A 19,944-nucleotide genomic window follows, 5' to 3' on the forward strand; every position below is an offset into this window, starting at 1 on the left:
AGGACCTTGAATTTATATGTTTTACAATTGTGATATAAGCGTTGTTGGATACTATTTAATATAGTATCCTCTCAAAACGTACAGTAAAAGCCAAAAAAGTCCGGCACTCAGCCGGACTTTTCTGTCGTTTCTTTTGAAATGATCTATAAGAGGAGTTTTATTACTGTACAGTAACGGTGAATGTTCTGCTGTCGATATTATCGAGATCCCACTTGCCGTCCATCTTAGCAACGACTACCATCTCATAAGTGCTGTCAACTATCAGCTTGGGAGAAGTGTAAGAAGTGTCTTCAGTGCAGCCGAGGATCTTCCACTTGCCTGCAAGCTTAACAGCAACAGCGTACTCATCTGCATCGTCCAGTTCATCCCAATACAGTTTGAACTGATGGAACTGTCTGCTGTATTCAATATCGGTAACCTCGGGATATTCAGCATCCTTAGGAGATACAGTGATAGCATTGGATGTATCCACGTTCCACTTACCGTTGAACATTGCAACTACAGCGACCTTGTACTCCTGACCGGGCTTCAGATTCTTAAGAACATAAGAGTTGCCGTGACCCTGCTCCAGAAGTCTCCATGCGCCGTTTACATAACCGGCAACGCCATACTTCTGAGCACCGTATACGCTATCCCAATTCAGAGTTACCTTCTTATAACCCTTCTCATAAGTTACTTCAGGATTGAACTTCACCTTTGCTTCAGTCTGGATAGAATTGCTGTATGCCTTGCCATCAACAAAAATGGTAGCAGTATAGATTGTCATACCCTTAGAGTAAGCTGTAGTAATGTTTACTTCCTCGTCACTGATATCGCTCTCAGTGCCGTCTGCTTTGAACAGCTTGGGAACTGCGGTGTATGTACCATCTTCATTTAAGAACCAGTTCCATGTTACATAGTTTATCTTTTCGACGATTGCAGCTTTGCCGTCTACATATACTGTAGAAGAGGGATCAAATGCAGCACCGTCCTTACCATCTACGCCATCGGGATAGCCGCCCCATGAGTTGCTGCTCTTTACGCCCTTGCCGGCTTTTCCGCCCTTAAGGTCAAAATCGCCACCGTAGATTGTGATCTTGCCTGCCAGTGCATATCCGCCGTCTCCGCCGTTGCCTGCATACCAGCCATCGCCACCATTGCCTGCATTACCGCCCTTAGCGATAACTTTGCCGCCATATACAGTTATATCACCATCGATAGCTGCTACACCGGGAACACCGCCGTTACCGCGCAGCCACCAGTCATAACCCCAACCTGTAGCAGAATCACTTGCAGTAGCGTCGATTGTACCGCCATAGATGTTTATGGTACCTTTTATAGCATTGTGACCGAACTGGTTTGTACCTTCGTTGGGAGCACCAGTTGCAACAAGTGTGCCTTCGCCGTATACGTTGAGTACAGCGCCTTCTTCGATAACGATACCCTGAGAAGCTGTAAGTGTAGCGCCTGCATTCAGTGTAAGATCAACAACGCCTGAAACTGTGATAATGCTTTCAACAGTTACGTCACCGTCAATAATGTACTCACCCTCGGTAAGTGCGCTGTAATCTACAGCTACAACTTCTTCGGCGGTAGTTTCATCATCGGTAACTACCTCATCAGCGGGGACTATCAGCTCTACTTCTTCAGCATTTGCAGTTACGCTTATAAAGCTGCAAATGTTAGCGGGAACCATTCCTGCTGTCATAGTCAGTGCCATCAGAGCTGCTGCTACCTTCTTACAATTTCTTCCTTTGTTCATTTTCAGAACCTCCTTAAAACAATTATTGATATAAAAGCGTCCCCTAAATTGTTTACTTATAGGGTTCACTCCTATTGCCAGGTTAATTTTACATAAAGCACAGATTAACAAATGGTATATTATTCAATATATACATATTGTCGAACCATAGAGTTATCGCACTTTTCAGAATATAAATTCATAACAGATTCAAATAATTGAAACATGAAATATACTATTTATGCATCTTTTTCTATGATAAAATACTGTAATCCGGTAAGATATAAATAATTTTTATATATATTGAATGTTTTACCATAAATTTCCGCATAAGAGATACCATCACTTATGTAAGCCAAAATTTCTTGATCGAGCGCATCGCAGGAGAAAATTATTTACCAAAGCACGTTCAAAAAAGTTCGTATCAGCGAACAATTTTTACACGTTTTTCCAGTCTTGCGACGATGTCAGTTTTATTTTTTCACATAAAGACAGTATCATTTTTTGCAGATATAACAGAAAAGCAAATAACTGTGCCTCTGTATTTTTTAACTAATGATGTACAAAATAAATATTCATCACTTTATTGGCTATTGTAATACAAAAACGCATAAATGTCAATAGAAGTTGCGTGAGTTGTACAAAACTTGCGTGAATGGTCAATGAAAATCTTGTTTTTTTATTGTGACTATGATATAATAAATATATCAAGTTGTACTATAATTAATTAATCGTTAATATCAAGTTATTCATTACTTAAAGGGGTGGGGTTATGGAACTTAATATTGCGGTGGTCGATGATCTGGAGCACGACCGCGAAATCATAAAAAACTTCATTGACCGATTTTTCGGTGAAAAACAAAACTGCACTATAAGAACGGCAAATTATTCTACAGCCGAAGAATTTCTTAAAACTTATCGGAAAGGTATGTTCGAGATAATATTTCTTGATGTGTGCCTTGGGGAGATGGATGGCCTTTCTCTTGCTGATAAGATCCGAATTGCCGACCGAGATATCAGTATCATATTTATGTCTACCACTCGGGACTTTGTATTTCAGTCCTTCCCTTCTCAGCCAAAGGGATTCCTCTGCAAGCCATTTGAATATGCAGACTTTGCCAATGTAATGGAAAGAACCATCTGTGACCTTAACGCTGAGGACAAACTTCTGAAAGTCAACATTCCCCATATGGTGCTGGAGATACCTCTTTCCGAGATAGTTGCTGTGCTTTCAAATAATCACTCGGTCGATGTGAAACTCATCACAGGAGAAGTAAAACAGAGCATCATGCTGTTCGGCGAACTTGAATCTGCATTGGAAAACGAACCGAATTTTCTATTTTGCAGCAGAGGTGTCATAATAAATATGGACTATGCCTCACAGGTAAATGGCGACGGGATAGTCATGCAGGACGATATGATATACCCCGTCCGCAGGCGCGGGCGCAAGGATATTCTTGCAAAATACACGAAATACGCCGCTTCGCGTATGCGCAGGAGGCTTGAAATATGAATATCAGCCTTGTGCTAAGATATTTCACCGAGCTTTCAATGGTCATTCCAGCATCTGTTATGGCGATAATTCCTGTATACCGCTGTCGAAGAGTAAGCAAAGCTTTCCTGTTTGGTGCACTGGCTATTATGCTTGTGACCTTCACTCTGGGCGGTGCTTTGATTTGTTCAATAATGGACCTGACTACTAACAATATCCTGTTTCCTGCTATGTCGGCAATGTTCGTAATGTATGATTTCTGCTTTGAACTGCCATTTTTTCAAAAGCTTGTCTCATTTGCAAATTCAGTATTTCTCTGCGGATTCTGCACAACTTACAACACATTTCTCACCGCACCGCTGGAGCTGAAAAATACCGATAACGTCTATACTGAGCTTTCGGGGCTGATATGTCTTGGAGTTACATTAATTATCGGATTGGTCTTTTCACGAACGCTTTTCAAGAAATTTCCCGAAATGTTTGAGACTGAAGAACTTGATCAGGTATGGAAAATTCTTTCTGTCACACAGCTACTATCATCGTGTTTAATCATCTGGATAAATCCACTAAGTGCAGAAAATGTCATGACAGGCAGACTTCGCAGGATAAGCCTTGTTGTTTTTCTCACCGTACCGCTGGTGACATTCTTTCTGTATCATATTTTGTGGTGGCTCTCGAAAAAGCTGACCGAGCGTGCCGAATTGCAGCGAAGTCTTGACCTTTTCAAGATGGAAGAAAACCAATACAGAAAAACAAGACAGTATTTGCAGGAGTCTTCTCAGCTGCGGCACGATTTTCGTCAGCATATACTGCTTATCAACGAATATCTGAAAAAAGGTCAGACGGATAAGCTGACAAAATACATCGCACCACTTGTTGAACATATCTCACAGCGTCACAACACCATATGCCAGAATCAGGCTGTTGACGCTATCGCAAACCATTATGATGAAACCGCAAGATCACGGGAGGTTGCTGTAAACTGGTCGATCGACCTTGGAGAAGATATTCCAGTTAAAGAATCGGATATGTGTGCGGTCATGGGCAATCTGGTTGAAAACGCCATACGTGCAGCATCGGAACTTGAAGGCCAAAAACGACTTGTGAATGTCCGTATCGGTCTTCTCAACCCAAAAACTCTGGTCATTTCCATATACAACGCCTACCGCGGCAGGATAGAACTGGACAAAAATGAACTGCCCATCACCAACAAAGAAGGGCACGGCATCGGTCTTCATTCGGTGCAGAACATCGTGAAACGCTACAATGGTTCAATGGTCATCGAGACCCGAAACGGGATATTTAATGTTAGCATACTTATGTATCAGCCGGAATAAAAGAAGATAAGTGTAATATAAAATACATAACTTTTAATGCAGTTCTGAACACATAACAGTCAGAGCTGCATTTAAAGTTTGCGTAAAAAAGTGTGCTATCAAAAAAAGGCACACGGTATATTTAAAAATATATCAGATCAGCTTCTCAAAATTCTTTGAAAATTATTCGGAATAGTGTAACCTTTTTGTTCCGTTTCCTGATTATCATAGTGAAGAGAGAAAGGAGGCTCAGCCAATGGACGAGTTTGAAGATGACCGCGAACTTGTTGAACTGTTTTTATCACGTGATGCTGCAGCCGTGACAAAAACTGAGAAACGCTACGAGAAACGGCTTATCGGGCTTGCCAAAAGCTTTCTCAGCGATCCCCGTGACGCTGAGGAATGTGTGAATGATACATATTTAAAGGCATGGAATTCTATACCACCCCAGAAGCCCGAAGATCTTTTCTCTTACCTTGCAAGGCTATGCCGATGCACGGCTTACAATATTATAGAGAAACAGCAGACGGCAAAACGCTCTGCACAGCTTGTTGAACTCACTCACGAAATGGAGGAGTGTATACCCGATGTGAGCCGCAGTTCTTCACCGGATGACAAGTTTATTTCAGCGCTGATAAACGAGTTTCTTGACACATTGTCCAAGGATAAATGCGATATATTCGTCAAGCGGTACTGGTTCGGAGAAAGTGTGGAAGAAATAGCAAGTGAAACAGGATTCACCGCAAGCAAGGTCAAAACTACTCTTCACAGAACAAGAGAAAAGCTCAGGAAATTTTTAGAGAAGAAAGGAGTACAGCCATGAACGGAAATGATATATTAAGATCAATGAATGGAATTGATGACAGGTTCGTGATATCAGCAAAGAGAGAGCGAATCATAAAGCACAGCTCAAATAAAAAAATACTGCAAAAAGTCACCATCGGTATAGCCGCGGCGGTGGCGCTGGCAATACCTGCAGGTGCAATATATACTCAGTTTGAGCACAAAGGAGCGGTGATGGAATACTTTGATGAGAAAACCGCAGATTATCTTGAAGACAAGGGTCTTGCCCTGAATTATGTAAGCGAGAACGAGCATTTTCGCATCACGGTAGACACCGTTCTATCAGACGGGAATGTCGGCAGTATGGTGCTTACGGTTGAGAGTCTTGACAGCGAAGGCATTGACTATATAGGAGAAAAACCGTTTTTTGATATGTACATAACAGAAAAAAATGATGTTTCCACTGGTGATAAAATATTTCTTGAAGGCGGAGGCAGTATACACCACGATGTGGTCGCCGATACACAATACTCATTCCAGAAAGATCTTTATCTGTGCGATATAGATGTTGAAAAAGACTATGTTATGACCTTCGGTCTTGACAGAAGAGATAAAAAAAATGACCCAGAATTATTTGAGGGAATATCATTTGATATTTCATTCAGACCGAATCTCGAGACCAAAGAATTCATAGATGATGACGGCAGACATATTTACTTTTCGCAGATAGGCTTTTATACCGATGAAGAAGAAACCATACGTCGGCTAAACCATTTGTCGAACACATCAGGGGATATGCGGCTTTTGAGAAAGAACAGTATCCTGAGCGATGAGATAGATATAACATCGGCGACATTTGACCGTTCTCCCGAAAAAGAAAAGCCAAAAGGCTGCGTCTGGTTTTCAAGCATAGTAGAGATAAACAATTATAATGGTGCGAGATTAGGTGATATGCTTTTCAAAGAAGTTAAATAAAACATGAAACGGCGTGCTTACGGGTACGCCGGTTTTTCGTAAGTGAGAACTTACAGACAGGTTTATATATGCTGTTTCTGGATATAGCATATTGTATTTTTTTGACGATTATGATATAATGTTATCCAAGAAAAACTACACGTAAATTAAAGCATTAATATCGAAAGGACAAAAACAATGACATACGAAGAAGCTGCAACCGCTATCCCCAAGGGCAGATACCGCCATTACAAAGGAAACGAATATGAAGTCCTGGAAATAGCAAAGCATTCGGAGACACTTGAACCCATGGTAGTATACCGTGCACTTTACGGCGAACACAGTGTATGGGTGCGGCCCGCCGAGATGTGGAATGAGATAGTCGAGAAAGACGGCAGGACATTCAGACGATTTGAGAAATGCGAATGATATCAAGACCTCGGTTTTGCTAAAGAAAGGAGTTCAGCTATGAACACACTTGAAACCATACATACCAGACGAAGTACACGAAGATTTTCTGACAAGCCCATCGAAGATGAAAAGCTTGATGCTATTTTAAATGCAGGACGTTTTGCCCCCAGCGGCGGAAATTCCCAGAACTGTCACTTCATCGTTGTGCGCAGCAAGAAAGTTCTTGCTAAACTTGCTGAACTGGCGCAGACCGCTTTTGCTGAAATGGAGATAACCGAGGGTATGTACAAGTCAATCGCACACTCCATCAGAGCATCAAAGCAGGGCGGTTATGTTTTTCATTATGACCCTGACTGCCTGATAATCGTTGCGAATCAGAAAGATTACGGCAATAATATCGCTGATACTGCCTGCGCTCTTGAAAACATGATGCTTGCGGCAAACGAACTAGACCTCGGCAGTGTGTGGATAAATCAGCTTAGATGGCTGAACGAAGATGAAACGCTGCTTGGGTATGAGCGCGAACTTGGTCTTGAAGAAAATGAGCGAGTATACGGTGCGCTGGCTGTGGGTTATGCTGACACAGAAAACGGTCTGCCTGAGCGCAAACCTCTCGAGAGAACCGGTAACAAGGTCACATACATTACAGATGAAAGTAATGCTTAAGAGGAATAATTTTTTAACGCGGGTGACAGAATGAAACTTGCAGAAGATCTTACAGAAATACAGCTGAGAAAAATACGCTATGTGATCGGCGATGCTTTTGTCAGCAACGAACTTTTTCACGAGTTTGGAAGCATCGAAGAAAGGCGGCAGCTTGTTCTGAAATACATGGCGGCGTATGTCGATCATGTATACGAGACAAGCTCGCTGTATATGACCGATGATGGTCTGGGATATATTGGTTTGCAGTACAGCGGAGATATATTTGCTCTCTCGCAGATGAAAATGCTATGGCGGATATTTCTGCGGCTCCCCTTTTGCAAGCTAAAAAATATGCTGAGGCATATAAAACAGATAGCCGATGAAAACTGGAAGTACGCCCAAAAACCACATATCGATATGTTGATGGTCGCGGTAGAAAAGCGAGCGCAGGGCAAAGGATATGCCACAAAGCTGGTCTCATTCGCACAGGATATGGCAAAGAAAAAGGGTGTTCCTTTGCTTGCCGATACGGATATGAAAAGCTATGCGGAAATGTATCAGTATCTCGGTTTTGAGCTTTACAACACAAAGACTGCATCAAACGGCGTGACAAGGTATAACCTAGTCTGGAAGCCGTAACACAAATCAAAAAACAGGAGACAGCCATGAATATCAGACTTATAAATATCAAACGCGACAAATCCGACCTAAAAAAAATAAAGCGGCTTTATCACACAGCTTTTCCCTCTGATGAACGTGCGCCTTTCGGGATACTTGTAAGAGGAGCTAAAAAGCCGAATGTCAATTTTTTCAGCTGTCGGGACGGGGATAAATGGATAGGTTTTCTGTACACGGTGAACTATCTCGACCTTAGTTATGTTTTCTATTTTGCTGTTGATGATGCTCTGCGAGGTAAAGGCTACGGAAGTGCGATACTCAAAGCAGCGCAGAAAAAGTACAGCGGAAGACGACTTTTTCTGGCTATTGAAGAAGTCGAGAAAAAGTATAAAAACTACCAACAGCGTGTTAACCGTCTTCGGTTTTATGAGCGCGCGGGCTTTGTGCGGACGGGTCAAAAGATGCAGGAAGCGAGTGTCATATACGACCTTATGAGCATAGGCGGCAGAGTTCGCAACGAAGAATACCGACAATTGATGATATCCTTCGGCGGACTGCGTATGCTGTTTTTCACCATTAGAATACTTGATGATCGATTGGGATAGATCTTGGTTTGCTGAACTGAAAATCTAAGATGAATACTCGAACCCTGAAGCGTTTTGATGTGCTTCGGTTACAAGAAAGACAGCCACTCTAAACGAGTGGCTGTCTTTCAGTTATAGCATATTGTATGAGAGGAAAGCTATTTTATAGATCTTACGATCAAGTCTGTTACTGACCCTCATGGAAGAAGTAAGGCAGTGCATCATAGATGTAATGTCTTACATAACCCCACCAGTGAGTAGTGTTAGGTGCTTCAAGGAAGTAGAAGTTGCCCTTGGACAGGTCGCTGGTGTAGGTAAAACGCTTAGTGTCGCTCTTGAGGGTGTTTATCAGTGGTACCATATTATCATATGCAAGATCTTTTGTACCGGTCGCAGCGATCACAAAGTAATCACGCTTGGAGTAACCGCTCTTGTCGATAGCGTTCTGGATACCGGATGCGCCGTCCCAGCAGTGACCGGAAAGGGGCATATAGTATGCGCAGATGTCAAGGTTATTACAGAGCATCTTCCATGTGGAGCCGCCGCCCATTGAGAATCCTGCGTATGCTCTGTGGAATCTCGAAGCTTTCAGGCTGCTGATGCTTGTATTGCCGTTTGCATAAGTTGAGTACTTGCTTTCAACATAAGGGATTATGCTCTGACGCATTTCGTTCCATACAGTACCTGCGCCCATATTGCCGTCATTTGAGGGACAGTTGTTGAATGTCGGGCAAACAACGATCATGGGTTCGATATCACCGTTTGCGATCATGTTATCCAGCATGAGGTCGATCTCTATGGAAGTATCGTTGAAGCAGGTATTTTCATTTTCTCCGCCGCCGTGCATCAGGTAGAATACATTGTACTTCTTCGACTTGTCATAGCCGTAAGGCAGATAAACATTCATAGCCTTGCTGCCGTTGATGCCGTTATAATATTCCTTGACAACGGTGCCGTGCTTTGCAGGCTGTTTGAAGTAACTGCTCGGAGCTTCTTTGTACTGGAGATTTGAGCTGTATTTATACTGTGTCTTTGCAGGCGCTGTCACAGGAAATTCTGTGATCTTACCTGTAAGATATGACTGAAGATAAGTTACATCGGTATTATCAACTGTACCACTCTGGTCAACATCTGCATTCTGTTTAGAAGCATTGTTTACAAATCCCTTAGACATACCTCTTTTGAGTTCAACAAGATCCATTACGTTGATCTCTCCGTCAAGGTTAACGTCACCTCTTGCAGGACCCTTTGCAACAACTACATTGGACTTGGGTCCGTCGATCTTTGTTCCAGCGGGAGCAGCTATAACTTCATCAATGAAGAAATCACAGGTCTCCTCAGTAGTTTCAGCTACCAGAACAAGGTCTTCTGCACCTGAGGGTATGGTATATTTAGCATTATAAAGCTGAACGAACTCACCGCGGTTTGCATAAGTCTGAGCTATCTTGTCATACTTAGTCTCACCATTCAGGTCGTACTGCAATGTGAGTTTGAATTCTGTAGGATCTGAACCCTGTATATTTGTAAAGCAGGCACTGAATGCGTAACTCTTGCCGGGCACGAATGTACTTGTGCTCAGTGTTTTCATTCCGCCGTGCCATGCAGAGGTTCTTCCCGAAAGGCTCAGTGACCTGGTACCCTTATACTTTGTATCGGAACTTGTCTCGGCTGTACAGCCGCCTCTAGCCGACCAGTCATCTGTACCATTTTCAAAAGTATCGTGGAACAGATAGGTGCTTGAAACTGTCTGTGCAGTTGAGGTGCCTGATGCGGTTATCTTTGTTCCTGCAGGTGCTACGATAACTTCATCTAAATAGAAATCACAGGTGTCTTCAGTAGTCTCTGCCACAAGTACGAGGTTTGTAGCTCCCGATGGAATAGTATATGCGGAGTTGTAGAGCTGAACATATTTGCCGCGGCTGCCTGTAGCCTGAGCTATCTTTGCATAATTAGTCTCACCGTTCAGATCGTACTGCAAAGTCAGCTTAAATTCGGTAGTATCAGAACCATCAAGATTTGCAAAGCATGCGCTGAAGGCGTAGCTCTTTCCCGGTACGAATGTACTTGTACTCAGGGATCTCTGTCCGCCGTTCCATGTAGATGTTCTTCCAGAGAAACCGAGTGACTTAGAACCGCTAAGTTTTGAATTCGAGCTGACAGAAGCTGTACAGCTTCCTCTTGCAGACCATTTATCTGTTCCGCTTTCAAAAGTATCGTGTATCCAGTATCCGTCAGCATCGGGTTCAGCTATCGAAGGCGCATTCCACTCTGCGCGCTCATAGTCAAAATAGTCAACATCAACATAACCGCCTGTGGACTTGGTGGCATAGCTGTAGATAGCATTTCTGTAACCAGTAAAGAGCTTCAGGTCATAGGTCATGCCCACCTGTGTGCCGATCTTTTTCCAGTTAGCGCCATCGAGAGAGTAGTAGAAGTTTACCTTATCGATATTATTTGATACATTGTAGTTGCTGTCAACGGTATTGAACTGGAAATCAGTCTTGAGGTATACTGTGTTACTGCTGAGAGATACTTCTTCCTGGATCTTGTCCGCACTGTTCATTACATCGCTGTTGCCGTTATAATTGCCGTTTGTAGCCATGTAGATCTTCTTTTCACCGCTGTCGGTAACTCGTACACCGACATTTCCGTAATTGTACTGGAATGCGGAAAGACCTGCATAGTCTCCTGCCTTCATGTGAGAAACATCCATCTTTATAACACCAGAGCAGGAAGGACCTTCTGTCCTCATGGTCAGGGTATTCCTTGCATTGATGATGCTCTTTGCTATGTATCCGTTTTTAAGACGGAGCCAGCCCGGTCTTTCGGTAACAGACCAGTAATTATTATCGGGATTATGGTTCCACTGCCATTCAAGTTTAAGCTTATTGGAGCTGTAGCTGAACTCATCATCCTTAGCAAGCTGTGTGCCTGTATGATTTCCCGGCATATCAAGTACAATCGGAGCCTTGCCGTTAACGCCCATTATAGGCCAGTTGTTCTGCCATGTAACAGGTACAAGAACAGGTATACGTCCTACTGCACCGTGATCCTGGAAGAGAAGACCGTACCAGTTTCCGTCGGGAGTATCAACTATACCGCCCTGAGCAACACCCGAGCCGTAAGTACCGAGACCAGAATTGAGAACAGTCTTGCCCTCAAAAGAACCTGTCAGGCTCTTACTACGATAGCAAAGCTCAATTCTTCCGCTGCCGCTGGGCCATGCAATAAGGAATACATAATAATAACCGTTAATCTTCTGGATATGTGAGCCCTCACCTGCAAGACCGTTAAGACCTGTCTTGATGATGGTACGTTCCTGAGCGCCGTATGCAAAACCTGTCATCTGGGAATTGAGCTCCTTGATCTTGATATTGCCGTCGCCGCCGTAAACCAGATAGTTTCTTCCGTCATCATCGAAAAGCATGGAAGCATCGTGGTACATACCGCTTATCTCGCTCTTTGTCCAGTTGCCGCTCTCGATATCGGTAGTCTTATAAATATAGGACTTATTCGTGCCGTAGCTTCCGAAAAATACATAGAATGTGCCCTTGTTATACCTTAGGCTCGCTGCCCATGAACCGTGAGCGTAATCGTGCTGACCATTGGAAAGTGTCTGCTTTGCGCCGTCAGCCATGGTATCGTATACATAAGAGCATATCTCCCATGATACAAGGTCTTTGGACTTCATAACAGGTACACCCGGGCTGAAGAACATAGTAGTACTTACCATGTAGTAAGTATCGCCAACTCTGATGATATCAGGGTCGGGAACATCTGCCCATATCACGGGATTAGCTACCTGTCCTGCTTCAAGAGCATTTGCAGTCATAGCCGGAATAGATGCACCGGCAGCAGCAAAGCAAGAAGCAGCAAGAGCAGCTGACGACAGTACTGACAATAACCTTTTCGCTATCGTTTTTGAACTTGACATAACGTCTTCCTCCAATCTGAATTGGTCTCCCATATTTCATATTCCACAGAAGCATCCTTCTGTTATTAAAAGTGCCGTTTTACAACACTTTTTTGACTTGATCAAGTACCGAGCTGCAGCCGATCAACGCTGATATGTTTTTCATGCAGATATCTGAAATCAGTACAACTCGTATGACTTTTGAGGTTTTACCCTATTATCGTCTCAGGTTTTGCAAACAAAAGGCAGAAAATGCGCGATTTTCAAGAAATCAGATATGTGACGGCACTGTCTCATCTACTGATACATATGCCTTCTTTTATGTATCAGAGCACGGAATCACACGCGATAATATTTTTATATTGTATGTTAATATCCTCATATGTTTTACCAGCGTCTGACTTTAAAATCTAAATAGATAAGAATTGTTCCATTGCTGAATAGTCCATATCGTCATGTGAATTCTTCCTAATTTAGCGCGAGAACAATACAATTTTAGTTAGCACTGTTGTTATTGTTAAAAATTATAGCACAAGCACGATTTATTGTCAAGTGCATTTTTTTAATATGTTTGTACGTTAATTTTTTGATATATATTGTGGAACAATAAGGCATAAATTGTGATTTTCTGTCCGGAAATTTCCAATAATTACAAGCCAACGAAATATATACTATTATATATTACATACACCATCCTGTGAATTGTCCGCTGATTAACATATCCTATAATACTAATCAGTCGCCTAAGCTTAACTGTCAAATTAGGTATCCTGAATCAAACTCAAAATAATGGATACACAAAATCCGCAATTTTTGACTAGTATATTTTTAAATCAGCAATATTAAATATTTAATTTTTTGTGGAAACTATTGCAATTTGCCCCAAAACGTGATATATTATAGTATGGAGTTTACATGGTATGTTATGTCTGTAGATTAATTAAATTATTTCAGATAAAGATAATTTAAGCATCACAGACGCGAAAGCTCTGAAGGGATGAATGAAAATGAAGATGAGAAAGAAAGTATCAAAAACAATGTCAGCCGTAATAGCAGCTATAATAGCTACCTCGGCTGCCGCACCATCTGTTACTTATCCTGTAACAGCAGCAGGCGGAAACGCTCAGGTGTACGAATTTGAAAACGGCAAGACCTCCGGCGGAAAGATCTTTTCCAACGGAACTGAGGGTCTTAAACGCGGCGGAGACTGGAGCGACGCTACAGACCTCTCGAATTTTTCTGGAAAAGGTTTCTCCTATCTTGACCAGAAAGGTACTACTGTCAGTGTTGAAGTCAACGCTCCCGAAAAAGGACTTTATCAGCTGACTTTCTGCTACTGCCAGCCTAGCGACAGAAACAGAAAAGTTCAGTATCTCAATGTTAACGGTGTCAATCAGGGAGAACTCACTTTCCCGTACAACGAATCTTTCAGCGAAGTTTCGGGCGGTATAGTTCTGCTGAACAAGGGAAAGAATACCGTTGAACTGGAAGGCTACTGGGGCTATACTTATTTTGACTATTTAAAAGTAGAGCCTGCACCTGAGCATATTGCAAATCTATCACCGACTACCGAGCTTTCAAACCCGAATGCTTCGGATTCCACAAAGCGTCTTTACAGCTATCTGCGCGATCAGTACGGTAAGCACATAATCGCGGGTCAGCAGGAGTACTGCGGTTCCCACAACTACAATTCATGGAACAGTCCCGATGTTTTCATCAAGGACAACGAAGCAGAATTCGAGTATATCCTCGAAAAGACGGGCAAACAGCCTGCGATACGCGGAATCGACCTGCTGGCATACTGCACATCTTCCACTTGGAGAGACGATGCACCCGAGCGTGCAATCGAATGGACAAACAAGTATCACGGAATCGTGACTATGACATGGCACTGGAACGTTCCCTCTGAAAAAGGCGGCAAGGATATCGCTTTCTATGTTAAATCCGCAAGTGATAAATATACAACTTTCAGCATAACCAAAGCCCTTGAAGAAGGCACATGGGAAAATGAAGTTCTCATGGCTGATATCAAACTTATCGCAGGCGAACTGAAAAAGCTCAAGGATGCAGACGTTCCTGTGCTGTGGAGACCTCTCCACGAAGCTGAGGGCGGCTGGTTCTGGTGGGGCGCAGAGGGTGCAGAACCCTGCAAGAAGCTCTACCGTCTGCTTTATGACCAGCTTACTAATGTATACGGACTGGATAACCTTATCTGGATATGGACAGGTTCAACTTCACCTGCTGCATCGGAATGGTATCCCGGTGACGATGTAGTTGATATAGTTGGCTGCGACAAGTACAACGCCAAGGACGGTCTGCCGAACCTCAGCGCTATCTCGGCAACATTCTACAGCCTTGTACAGAGCACTGACGGTCAGAAAATGGTTACCATGTCAGAGAACGATTCTATACCGTCTATAGAAAATCTTACCAATGAAAGAGCAGGCTGGCTCTACTTCTGCCCCTGGTACATGAACTACCTCACCAGCGAGCAGAACAATCCCGTGGATAATCTTATCGATGTTTATACAAGCGAATATTGTATAACTCTCGATGAACTTCCCGACCTGAAAACTTATCCGATCACTGAAAGCACAAACACAAAGTCTAAGGTGCTTTACGGTGATGCAAACTGCGACGGCAAGGTTGATATATCCGATGCTGTACTTGTAAAGCAGTATCTCGCTAATCCCAAGAAATATGCTATCTCAGCTCAGGGTCTTGATAATGCAGATGTAAACAACAGAGGCGATGGTCTGACCGACCTTGATGCCAGTGAGATACAAAAGTACGCAGCAGGTATCATCAAGTCATTCAAAGTCTGATACTTAACAGCAAAACAAAAGCAGAGATTCTTCTTTTGGGATAGGGCTGTTAATTCAGAATATAAAATCTTTTGAGGAGGAGAATATCATGAAGTTAAGAAACAAGCTGCTGGCAGCAGCAGCAAGTGCGTCTCTCGTACTGAGCCAGGCGGCAGTTTTTGCCCCTGCTGTTCATGCGGCTGACGAACTCAAAGAAGCAATTGCCAATTCTTCAGGCGTCAAGTACGACTTCGCAAGAGCATTGCAGTATTCAATGTATTTCTACGATGCGAATATGTGCGGAGATGACGTTGAAGGAAACAATCGCTTTGAATGGAGAGGAAACTGTCATACCTACGATGCACAGGTACCCCTTCATCCTATTGACAACTGGGAGGGTGTAAACCTTACAGAAGCTCAGATCAAGAAGTACAAGAGTCTCCTTGATCCCGATGGCGACGGCTATGTTGATGTTGCAGGCGGTTTCCACGATGCAGGTGACCACGTAGAATTCGGTATGCCCGAGAACTATTCCGCTTCAACAGTGGGCTGGGGCTATTACGAGTTCCGTGATTCCTATGTAAAGATCGGTGAGCAGGATCATATCGAGACAATACTCCGTCATTTCAATGACTACCTTATGAAGTGTACATTCCTTGACAAGAACGGTAATGTAGTACTTCACTGCTATCAGGTTGGCGACGGTGATATCGATCACCAGTACTGGAACTCACCTGAAATGGACGAAATGGGAAGAGCCGCTTTCTTCCTGACACCTGAGAAGCCTCAGACAGATTATGCTGCTTCCGCAGCTGCTTCACTGGCTATAAACTATCTGAACTTCAAGGATACAGACAAGACATATGCTCAGAAGAGCCTTAAATATGCAAAGGCACTTTTCAAGTTCGCTATGGATAATCCCAAGGAGCTTTCCGATAACGGCGACGGTCCTAAGGGTTATTATCAGTCAAGCAAATGGCAGGATGACTACTGCTGGGCCGCTGCTTGGCTTTACAAGATAACAGGCGACCATATGTATCTTGAAGAGATCTATCCCTATTATGACTACTATGCAGCTCCCTGCTACGTTCACTGCTGGAATGACGTATGGGGCGGCGTACAATGTATACTCGGCGAGATCTGCAGAGATACACCTTACAATAAGGGCGAGTACGTTTATCCCGATTTCATAGAAGAATTCAAGAAAGCTGCAAACAAGAGCCCCTATGAGCAGATGGACTGCTGGGAGTCTGTTGAAAAGGCACTGAACACCTATATGACAGGCGGCATAGGTGAGATAACACCTCAGGGCTACTGGTGGCTCAATACATGGGGCAGCGCACGTTACAATACAGCTGCTCAGCTTGAAGCTCTTGTGTACACCAAGTACAACGGAGACAAGCCCAACAAGTACAGCGACTGGGCAAAGGGTCAGATGGAATACCTCATGGGTAACAATGATATAACTTACCTTGAGCGTATCGAAGCAAACAAACAGGCTAAAAAGAATGGTGAGCCTGAACCCTGGAGCGAAGATGAACTCCACGGCAGCAGATGTTTCATCGTTGGCTACAATGAGAATTCTGTTGAGTATCCTCACCACAGAGCAAGCTCAGGTCTTACCAAGTGCGAAGACCCCGATCCTCAGAGATATGTTCTTTTCGGCGCACTTGCAGGCGGTCCCGACAACAAGGATGCTCACAATGACATAACCAAGGACTGGACATACAACGAAGTTACCATCGACTACAACGCAGCTTTTGTAGGCGCGAGCGCAGGTCTTTACAAGTACTACGGAACCTCTAAAATGGCTCCTACCAAGAACTTCCCTCCCAAGCCTACATTCTCAGGCGCGAACGGCGGTTCTACAAGCAACGAATGCTGGGTAACTGCCTGCGGTATCGATGACCTCAACGCTAACGGTGCAGGTGTTACAAAGGTTTCCCTTTATGTAATGACAGCTTCCACCAAGAAGGTAGAAGATCTTTCTGTACGTTACTATTTCAGCACAAAGGGAATGGCAGATCCTAATAATGTAAAGGTATCCGAGCTCTACGATCAGGCTTCTACCGAGGCTGCTCCGGCTAACGGAACGATAAGCGGTCCGTATAAGTATGACAAGATGAAAGATATGTATTATGCCGAGATCAAGTGGAGCGATTACAATATCGCAAACTCCGGCAAGAAGTATCAGTTCACTGTTGGTCTGTACTACGGCGACTCATGGGATCCTACCGATGACCCCAGCTACAAGGATCTCAAGATCTACAAGGAAGATGACGCATTCTTCGCAACAGGTACAGAAGTTAAGACCGAGAATATCTGTGTATACAGCGGAGATAAACTGGTCGGCGGTATCGAGCCTGACGGCACAAAGCCTGTATTCGATGAGCCTAATGATACTACTACCGAGCCTACCGTTACCTGCAAATCCACCACTGCTTCTACTGCTTCCATCAGCTGGAACAGTGTTGACGGAGTTTCCAAGTACGGCGTATTCGGTTACACCAACGGCAAGTGGTCAAAGATCGCTGAAACTGCAAGCACTTCCTACAACTTCAGCGGTCTGAAGGCAAGCACAAGCTACAAGGTAGCTGTTCTTGCAAACAAGAACGGAAGCTACAGCGGAGATTTCTCCAAGGCTATAACCTTTAAGACAGCAGCAGAGAATTCTTCTACTGTCACTACTCCCAACGTCAAGGTTGAATACAACACACAGTATCACCAGATCAGATTCAGCTGGGCATCTGTAAAGGGCGCTACCAACTACGGCATAGCTGTATATCTGGCTGGCAAGTGGAGAGTTCAGACAGCTAAGATACCTGCATCTACTCTCAGCTACATGACACCCAAGAACCTGACCCCCGGAATGACATACAAGGTTGCTATCGCAGCTAAGGTAAACGGTGAATGGACATCAACCGCAGCGATCAAGAACGCTGTAACAGTTACTGTAAAGTAATATAATGATCTTTAACGGCAGTTTCTTCGGAAGCTGCCGTTTTTGTGATGTGCCAAAATTAAGAGCCTGTCCGATCTGACCCGCCCCCTGTCAAGTAGACAGTGTAAAAAACAAAAGTATTCTATGTATTAACCAATAGCAGTCTGTACTAATTGTGCAGGCTGCTGTTTGTTTTGTATGACTGAATTATGCTGCATATGCCTCATGGTATTCCATCGGTGTCATGCAGTTTAGTTTTATCTGATAACGCTTTGTGTTGTAGTATGTTATGTATTCTTCGATCGCTTTTATCAGTTCTTCTCTGGATGTGAACTTCCGCAGATAGTACATCTCTGATTTCAGCATGCCCCACCAGCCTTCCATCGATCCGTTATCAATGCATCTTCCAACTCTGGACATACTTTGTATCATTCCGGCATCAATGAGTTTCTGATGAAATGCTTTGCTGGTATATTGAAAACCTCTGTCACTGTGGAATATCGGATGAGCATCCGGATTAAGTGCTACAGCTTCATCAAATGTTGAGAAAACAAGGTCATTGTTGTTGCTGTCACATATTTTGTATGACACTATACGTCTGTCATAAAGATCGATAATAGCACTGAGATAGATCTTTTTGATTATCGGACCAACGTAGTATTTGAACTCAGTTACATCTGTAAGCCACTTTTGATTAGGCTTGTCCGCATGAAAATCCCTGTTCAGTATGTTTTCAGCTGTGACCTGCGGTGTCGAAGGTATGTAGGTCTTTTTCTTTACTCGGGTAACAGATTTCATATGAAGTATCTGCATCAATCTGTAGATTCTCTTCTTGTTGTAATGTACAACGTGTTCACGGTTGATAACGATTGTCATTTGATAACCTAAGATACCGTCTTTTTCTTCGTAATGCTGTATGATCCATTTTATGAGCTGTTCGTTTGTCAGCTGACTGTAGCTTGGTTTTCTTTTATGCCATTTGTAGTAAGCAGAGCGTGCGATATGAACAGCATTACAAAGCCTCTGGATGGGATACTTATCCACTTCATTCATATATTTGATTGCAAGATACTTTGCTTCATTATGTACTCCGCTTACCAATCGCCTCCTTCCAATTCTTTCAGTTTTTTTAACAGTTTTATCTCTATTTCCTTATCTTTTAGTTTTGCCTGGAGTATCTTGTTCTCCATACGGAGGCGTTCGGTCTCTGTCAGTTTATCTTCTGATTTTGCCTTGCCTCGACGATCGGTAAGTCCTTCTACACCTTTTTCTTCATATTTTCGTACCCAAGAATAGATCTGCTCGTAAGATACACCGTATTTCTCCATAGTAAGTCCGTAATCCTTGCCGTTCTCAATACAGAACGCAACAATCTGAGCTCTTTCTTCCTGGGTGGTCTTTCTGCCTTTATTCATGGTAATTCCTCTTTCCGAGCATGTTCGCTCTTTAAAGTCCTTACCGCTATTATAGCATGAAATCCACTTTCTGAAAACACTTGTGGATGAAATATGATACTTTCGGCATATCTCTACTTGACTTCCTTTACAGTCAAGATATTCAGTTACTGCTTTCAACTTAGTTTTCGCAGAATACCGTTTGTTTGTATGGCTGATCCTGACCGATTCTATTCCATCTGTTTTTGCGAAAACTACCATTTGTCTAAACGTTTCTTTTGTAACCCCATATTTCTTGGCTATTGATGCATAGCTTCCTTTTCCTGAAAGATATTCTTGCACTGCTTGAATTCTTTCTTCATCTGTCAG

At 43.2% G+C, this 19,944-nt stretch carries 14 protein-coding genes; 10 read left to right on the forward strand and 4 right to left on the reverse strand.

Annotated features, from left to right (window positions below; all coding sequences use genetic code 11):
* Window positions 1-160: 160 nt before the first annotated feature.
* Entirely contained in the window at window positions 161-1,741 is a 1,581-nt protein-coding gene (locus tag BMY75_RS15310; protein WP_074835539.1) for a fibronectin type III domain-containing protein, read from the reverse strand.
* A gap of 751 nt (window positions 1,742-2,492) precedes the next feature.
* Between BMY75_RS15310 and BMY75_RS15315 the strand changes: the two genes are divergently transcribed.
* The 8 genes from BMY75_RS15315 to BMY75_RS15350 all read left to right on the forward strand — a co-directional run bounded on the left by BMY75_RS15315 (window position 2,493) and on the right by BMY75_RS15350 (window position 8,544).
* Window positions 2,493-3,233: a LytR/AlgR family response regulator transcription factor gene (locus BMY75_RS15315; protein WP_074835542.1), complete on the forward strand. Its 741-nt coding sequence runs from the start codon at window positions 2,493-2,495 to the stop codon at window positions 3,231-3,233.
* Window positions 3,230-4,549 carry a sensor histidine kinase gene (locus tag BMY75_RS15320; RefSeq protein WP_074835545.1) on the forward strand — a complete coding sequence of 440 codons (1,320 nt, stop codon included), beginning with the start codon at window positions 3,230-3,232 and terminating at the stop codon, window positions 4,547-4,549. The genes BMY75_RS15315 and BMY75_RS15320 overlap by 4 nt, the downstream gene beginning before the upstream one ends.
* Before the next feature lie 235 nt (window positions 4,550-4,784).
* The gene (locus BMY75_RS15325; protein ID WP_074835548.1) at window positions 4,785-5,351 is read left to right on the forward strand and encodes an RNA polymerase sigma factor; all 567 of its coding nucleotides are present in this window, start codon (window positions 4,785-4,787) and stop codon (window positions 5,349-5,351) included.
* Window positions 5,348-6,286 carry a hypothetical protein gene (locus BMY75_RS15330; RefSeq protein WP_074835550.1) on the forward strand — a complete coding sequence of 313 codons (939 nt, stop codon included), beginning with the start codon at window positions 5,348-5,350 and terminating at the stop codon, window positions 6,284-6,286. Before BMY75_RS15325 ends, BMY75_RS15330 begins: the two co-directional genes overlap by 4 nt.
* Window positions 6,287-6,463: 177 nt before the next feature.
* On the forward strand, window positions 6,464-6,694 hold the full coding sequence (locus tag BMY75_RS15335) for a DUF1653 domain-containing protein (protein ID WP_074835553.1): 231 nt from the start codon (window positions 6,464-6,466) through the stop codon (window positions 6,692-6,694).
* Window positions 6,695-6,733: 39 nt separating this feature from the next.
* Window positions 6,734-7,342, forward strand: coding sequence for a nitroreductase family protein (locus tag BMY75_RS15340; protein ID WP_074835556.1), 609 nt, complete (start codon window positions 6,734-6,736; stop codon window positions 7,340-7,342).
* Between the two features lie 30 nt (window positions 7,343-7,372).
* A complete protein-coding gene (locus tag BMY75_RS15345) occupies window positions 7,373-7,960 on the forward strand; it encodes a GNAT family N-acetyltransferase (protein ID WP_074835558.1) in 588 nt (195 codons plus the stop codon).
* A gap of 26 nt (window positions 7,961-7,986) precedes the next feature.
* On the forward strand, window positions 7,987-8,544 hold the full coding sequence (locus tag BMY75_RS15350) for a GNAT family N-acetyltransferase (RefSeq protein WP_074835561.1): 558 nt from the start codon (window positions 7,987-7,989) through the stop codon (window positions 8,542-8,544).
* Between the two features lie 166 nt (window positions 8,545-8,710).
* On the opposite strand, the gene BMY75_RS15355 is transcribed toward BMY75_RS15350, so the two are convergent.
* Window positions 8,711-12,457: a family 43 glycosylhydrolase gene (locus BMY75_RS15355; RefSeq protein WP_074835564.1), complete on the reverse strand. Its 3,747-nt coding sequence runs from the start codon at window positions 12,455-12,457 to the stop codon at window positions 8,711-8,713.
* A gap of 992 nt (window positions 12,458-13,449) precedes the next feature.
* On the opposite strand from BMY75_RS15355, the gene BMY75_RS15360 reads away from it, so the two are divergent.
* The gene (locus BMY75_RS15360) at window positions 13,450-15,261 is read left to right on the forward strand and encodes a glycosyl hydrolase (RefSeq protein WP_074835569.1); all 1,812 of its coding nucleotides are present in this window, start codon (window positions 13,450-13,452) and stop codon (window positions 15,259-15,261) included.
* 88 nt (window positions 15,262-15,349) lie between these two features.
* Complete coding sequence (locus BMY75_RS15365) at window positions 15,350-18,202, forward strand: glycoside hydrolase family 9 protein (protein ID WP_242940261.1); 2,853 nt, start codon at window positions 15,350-15,352, stop codon at window positions 18,200-18,202.
* Window positions 18,203-18,388: 186 nt separating this feature from the next.
* On the opposite strand, the gene BMY75_RS15370 is transcribed toward BMY75_RS15365, so the two are convergent.
* Both BMY75_RS15370 and BMY75_RS15375 read right to left on the reverse strand, forming a co-directional pair.
* Entirely contained in the window at window positions 18,389-19,282 is an 894-nt protein-coding gene (locus BMY75_RS15370; protein ID WP_170844323.1) for an IS3 family transposase, read from the reverse strand.
* A partial coding sequence (locus BMY75_RS15375) for a helix-turn-helix domain-containing protein (protein ID WP_139199852.1) occupies window positions 19,276-19,944 on the reverse strand: 669 nt, incomplete at its 5' end. The genes BMY75_RS15375 and BMY75_RS15370, both read right to left, overlap by 7 nt.

The organism is Hominimerdicola alba, assembly GCF_900109655.1.
In the GTDB taxonomy this organism is placed as follows: Bacteria; Bacillota; Clostridia; order Oscillospirales; family Ruminococcaceae; genus Hominimerdicola; species Hominimerdicola alba_B.

Excerpts from the sequence above, each read along its gene's own strand:
- BMY75_RS15310 (WP_074835539.1), bottom strand. The coding sequence starts at position 1,741 with ATGAACAAAGGAAGAAATTGTAAGAAGGTAGCAGCAGCTCTGATGGCA.
- BMY75_RS15315 (WP_074835542.1), top strand. The coding sequence starts at position 2,493 with ATGGAACTTAATATTGCGGTGGTCGATGATCTGGAGCACGACCGCGAA.
- BMY75_RS15320 (WP_074835545.1), top strand. The coding sequence starts at position 3,230 with ATGAATATCAGCCTTGTGCTAAGATATTTCACCGAGCTTTCAATGGTC.
- BMY75_RS15325 (WP_074835548.1), top strand. The coding sequence starts at position 4,785 with ATGGACGAGTTTGAAGATGACCGCGAACTTGTTGAACTGTTTTTATCA.
- BMY75_RS15330 (WP_074835550.1), top strand. The coding sequence starts at position 5,348 with ATGAACGGAAATGATATATTAAGATCAATGAATGGAATTGATGACAGG.
- BMY75_RS15335 (WP_074835553.1), top strand. The coding sequence starts at position 6,464 with ATGACATACGAAGAAGCTGCAACCGCTATCCCCAAGGGCAGATACCGC.
- BMY75_RS15340 (WP_074835556.1), top strand. The coding sequence starts at position 6,734 with ATGAACACACTTGAAACCATACATACCAGACGAAGTACACGAAGATTT.
- BMY75_RS15345 (WP_074835558.1), top strand. The coding sequence starts at position 7,373 with ATGAAACTTGCAGAAGATCTTACAGAAATACAGCTGAGAAAAATACGC.
- BMY75_RS15350 (WP_074835561.1), top strand. The coding sequence starts at position 7,987 with ATGAATATCAGACTTATAAATATCAAACGCGACAAATCCGACCTAAAA.
- BMY75_RS15355 (WP_074835564.1), bottom strand. The coding sequence starts at position 12,457 with ATGTCAAGTTCAAAAACGATAGCGAAAAGGTTATTGTCAGTACTGTCG.
- BMY75_RS15360 (WP_074835569.1), top strand. The coding sequence starts at position 13,450 with ATGAGAAAGAAAGTATCAAAAACAATGTCAGCCGTAATAGCAGCTATA.
- BMY75_RS15365 (WP_242940261.1), top strand. The coding sequence starts at position 15,350 with ATGAAGTTAAGAAACAAGCTGCTGGCAGCAGCAGCAAGTGCGTCTCTC.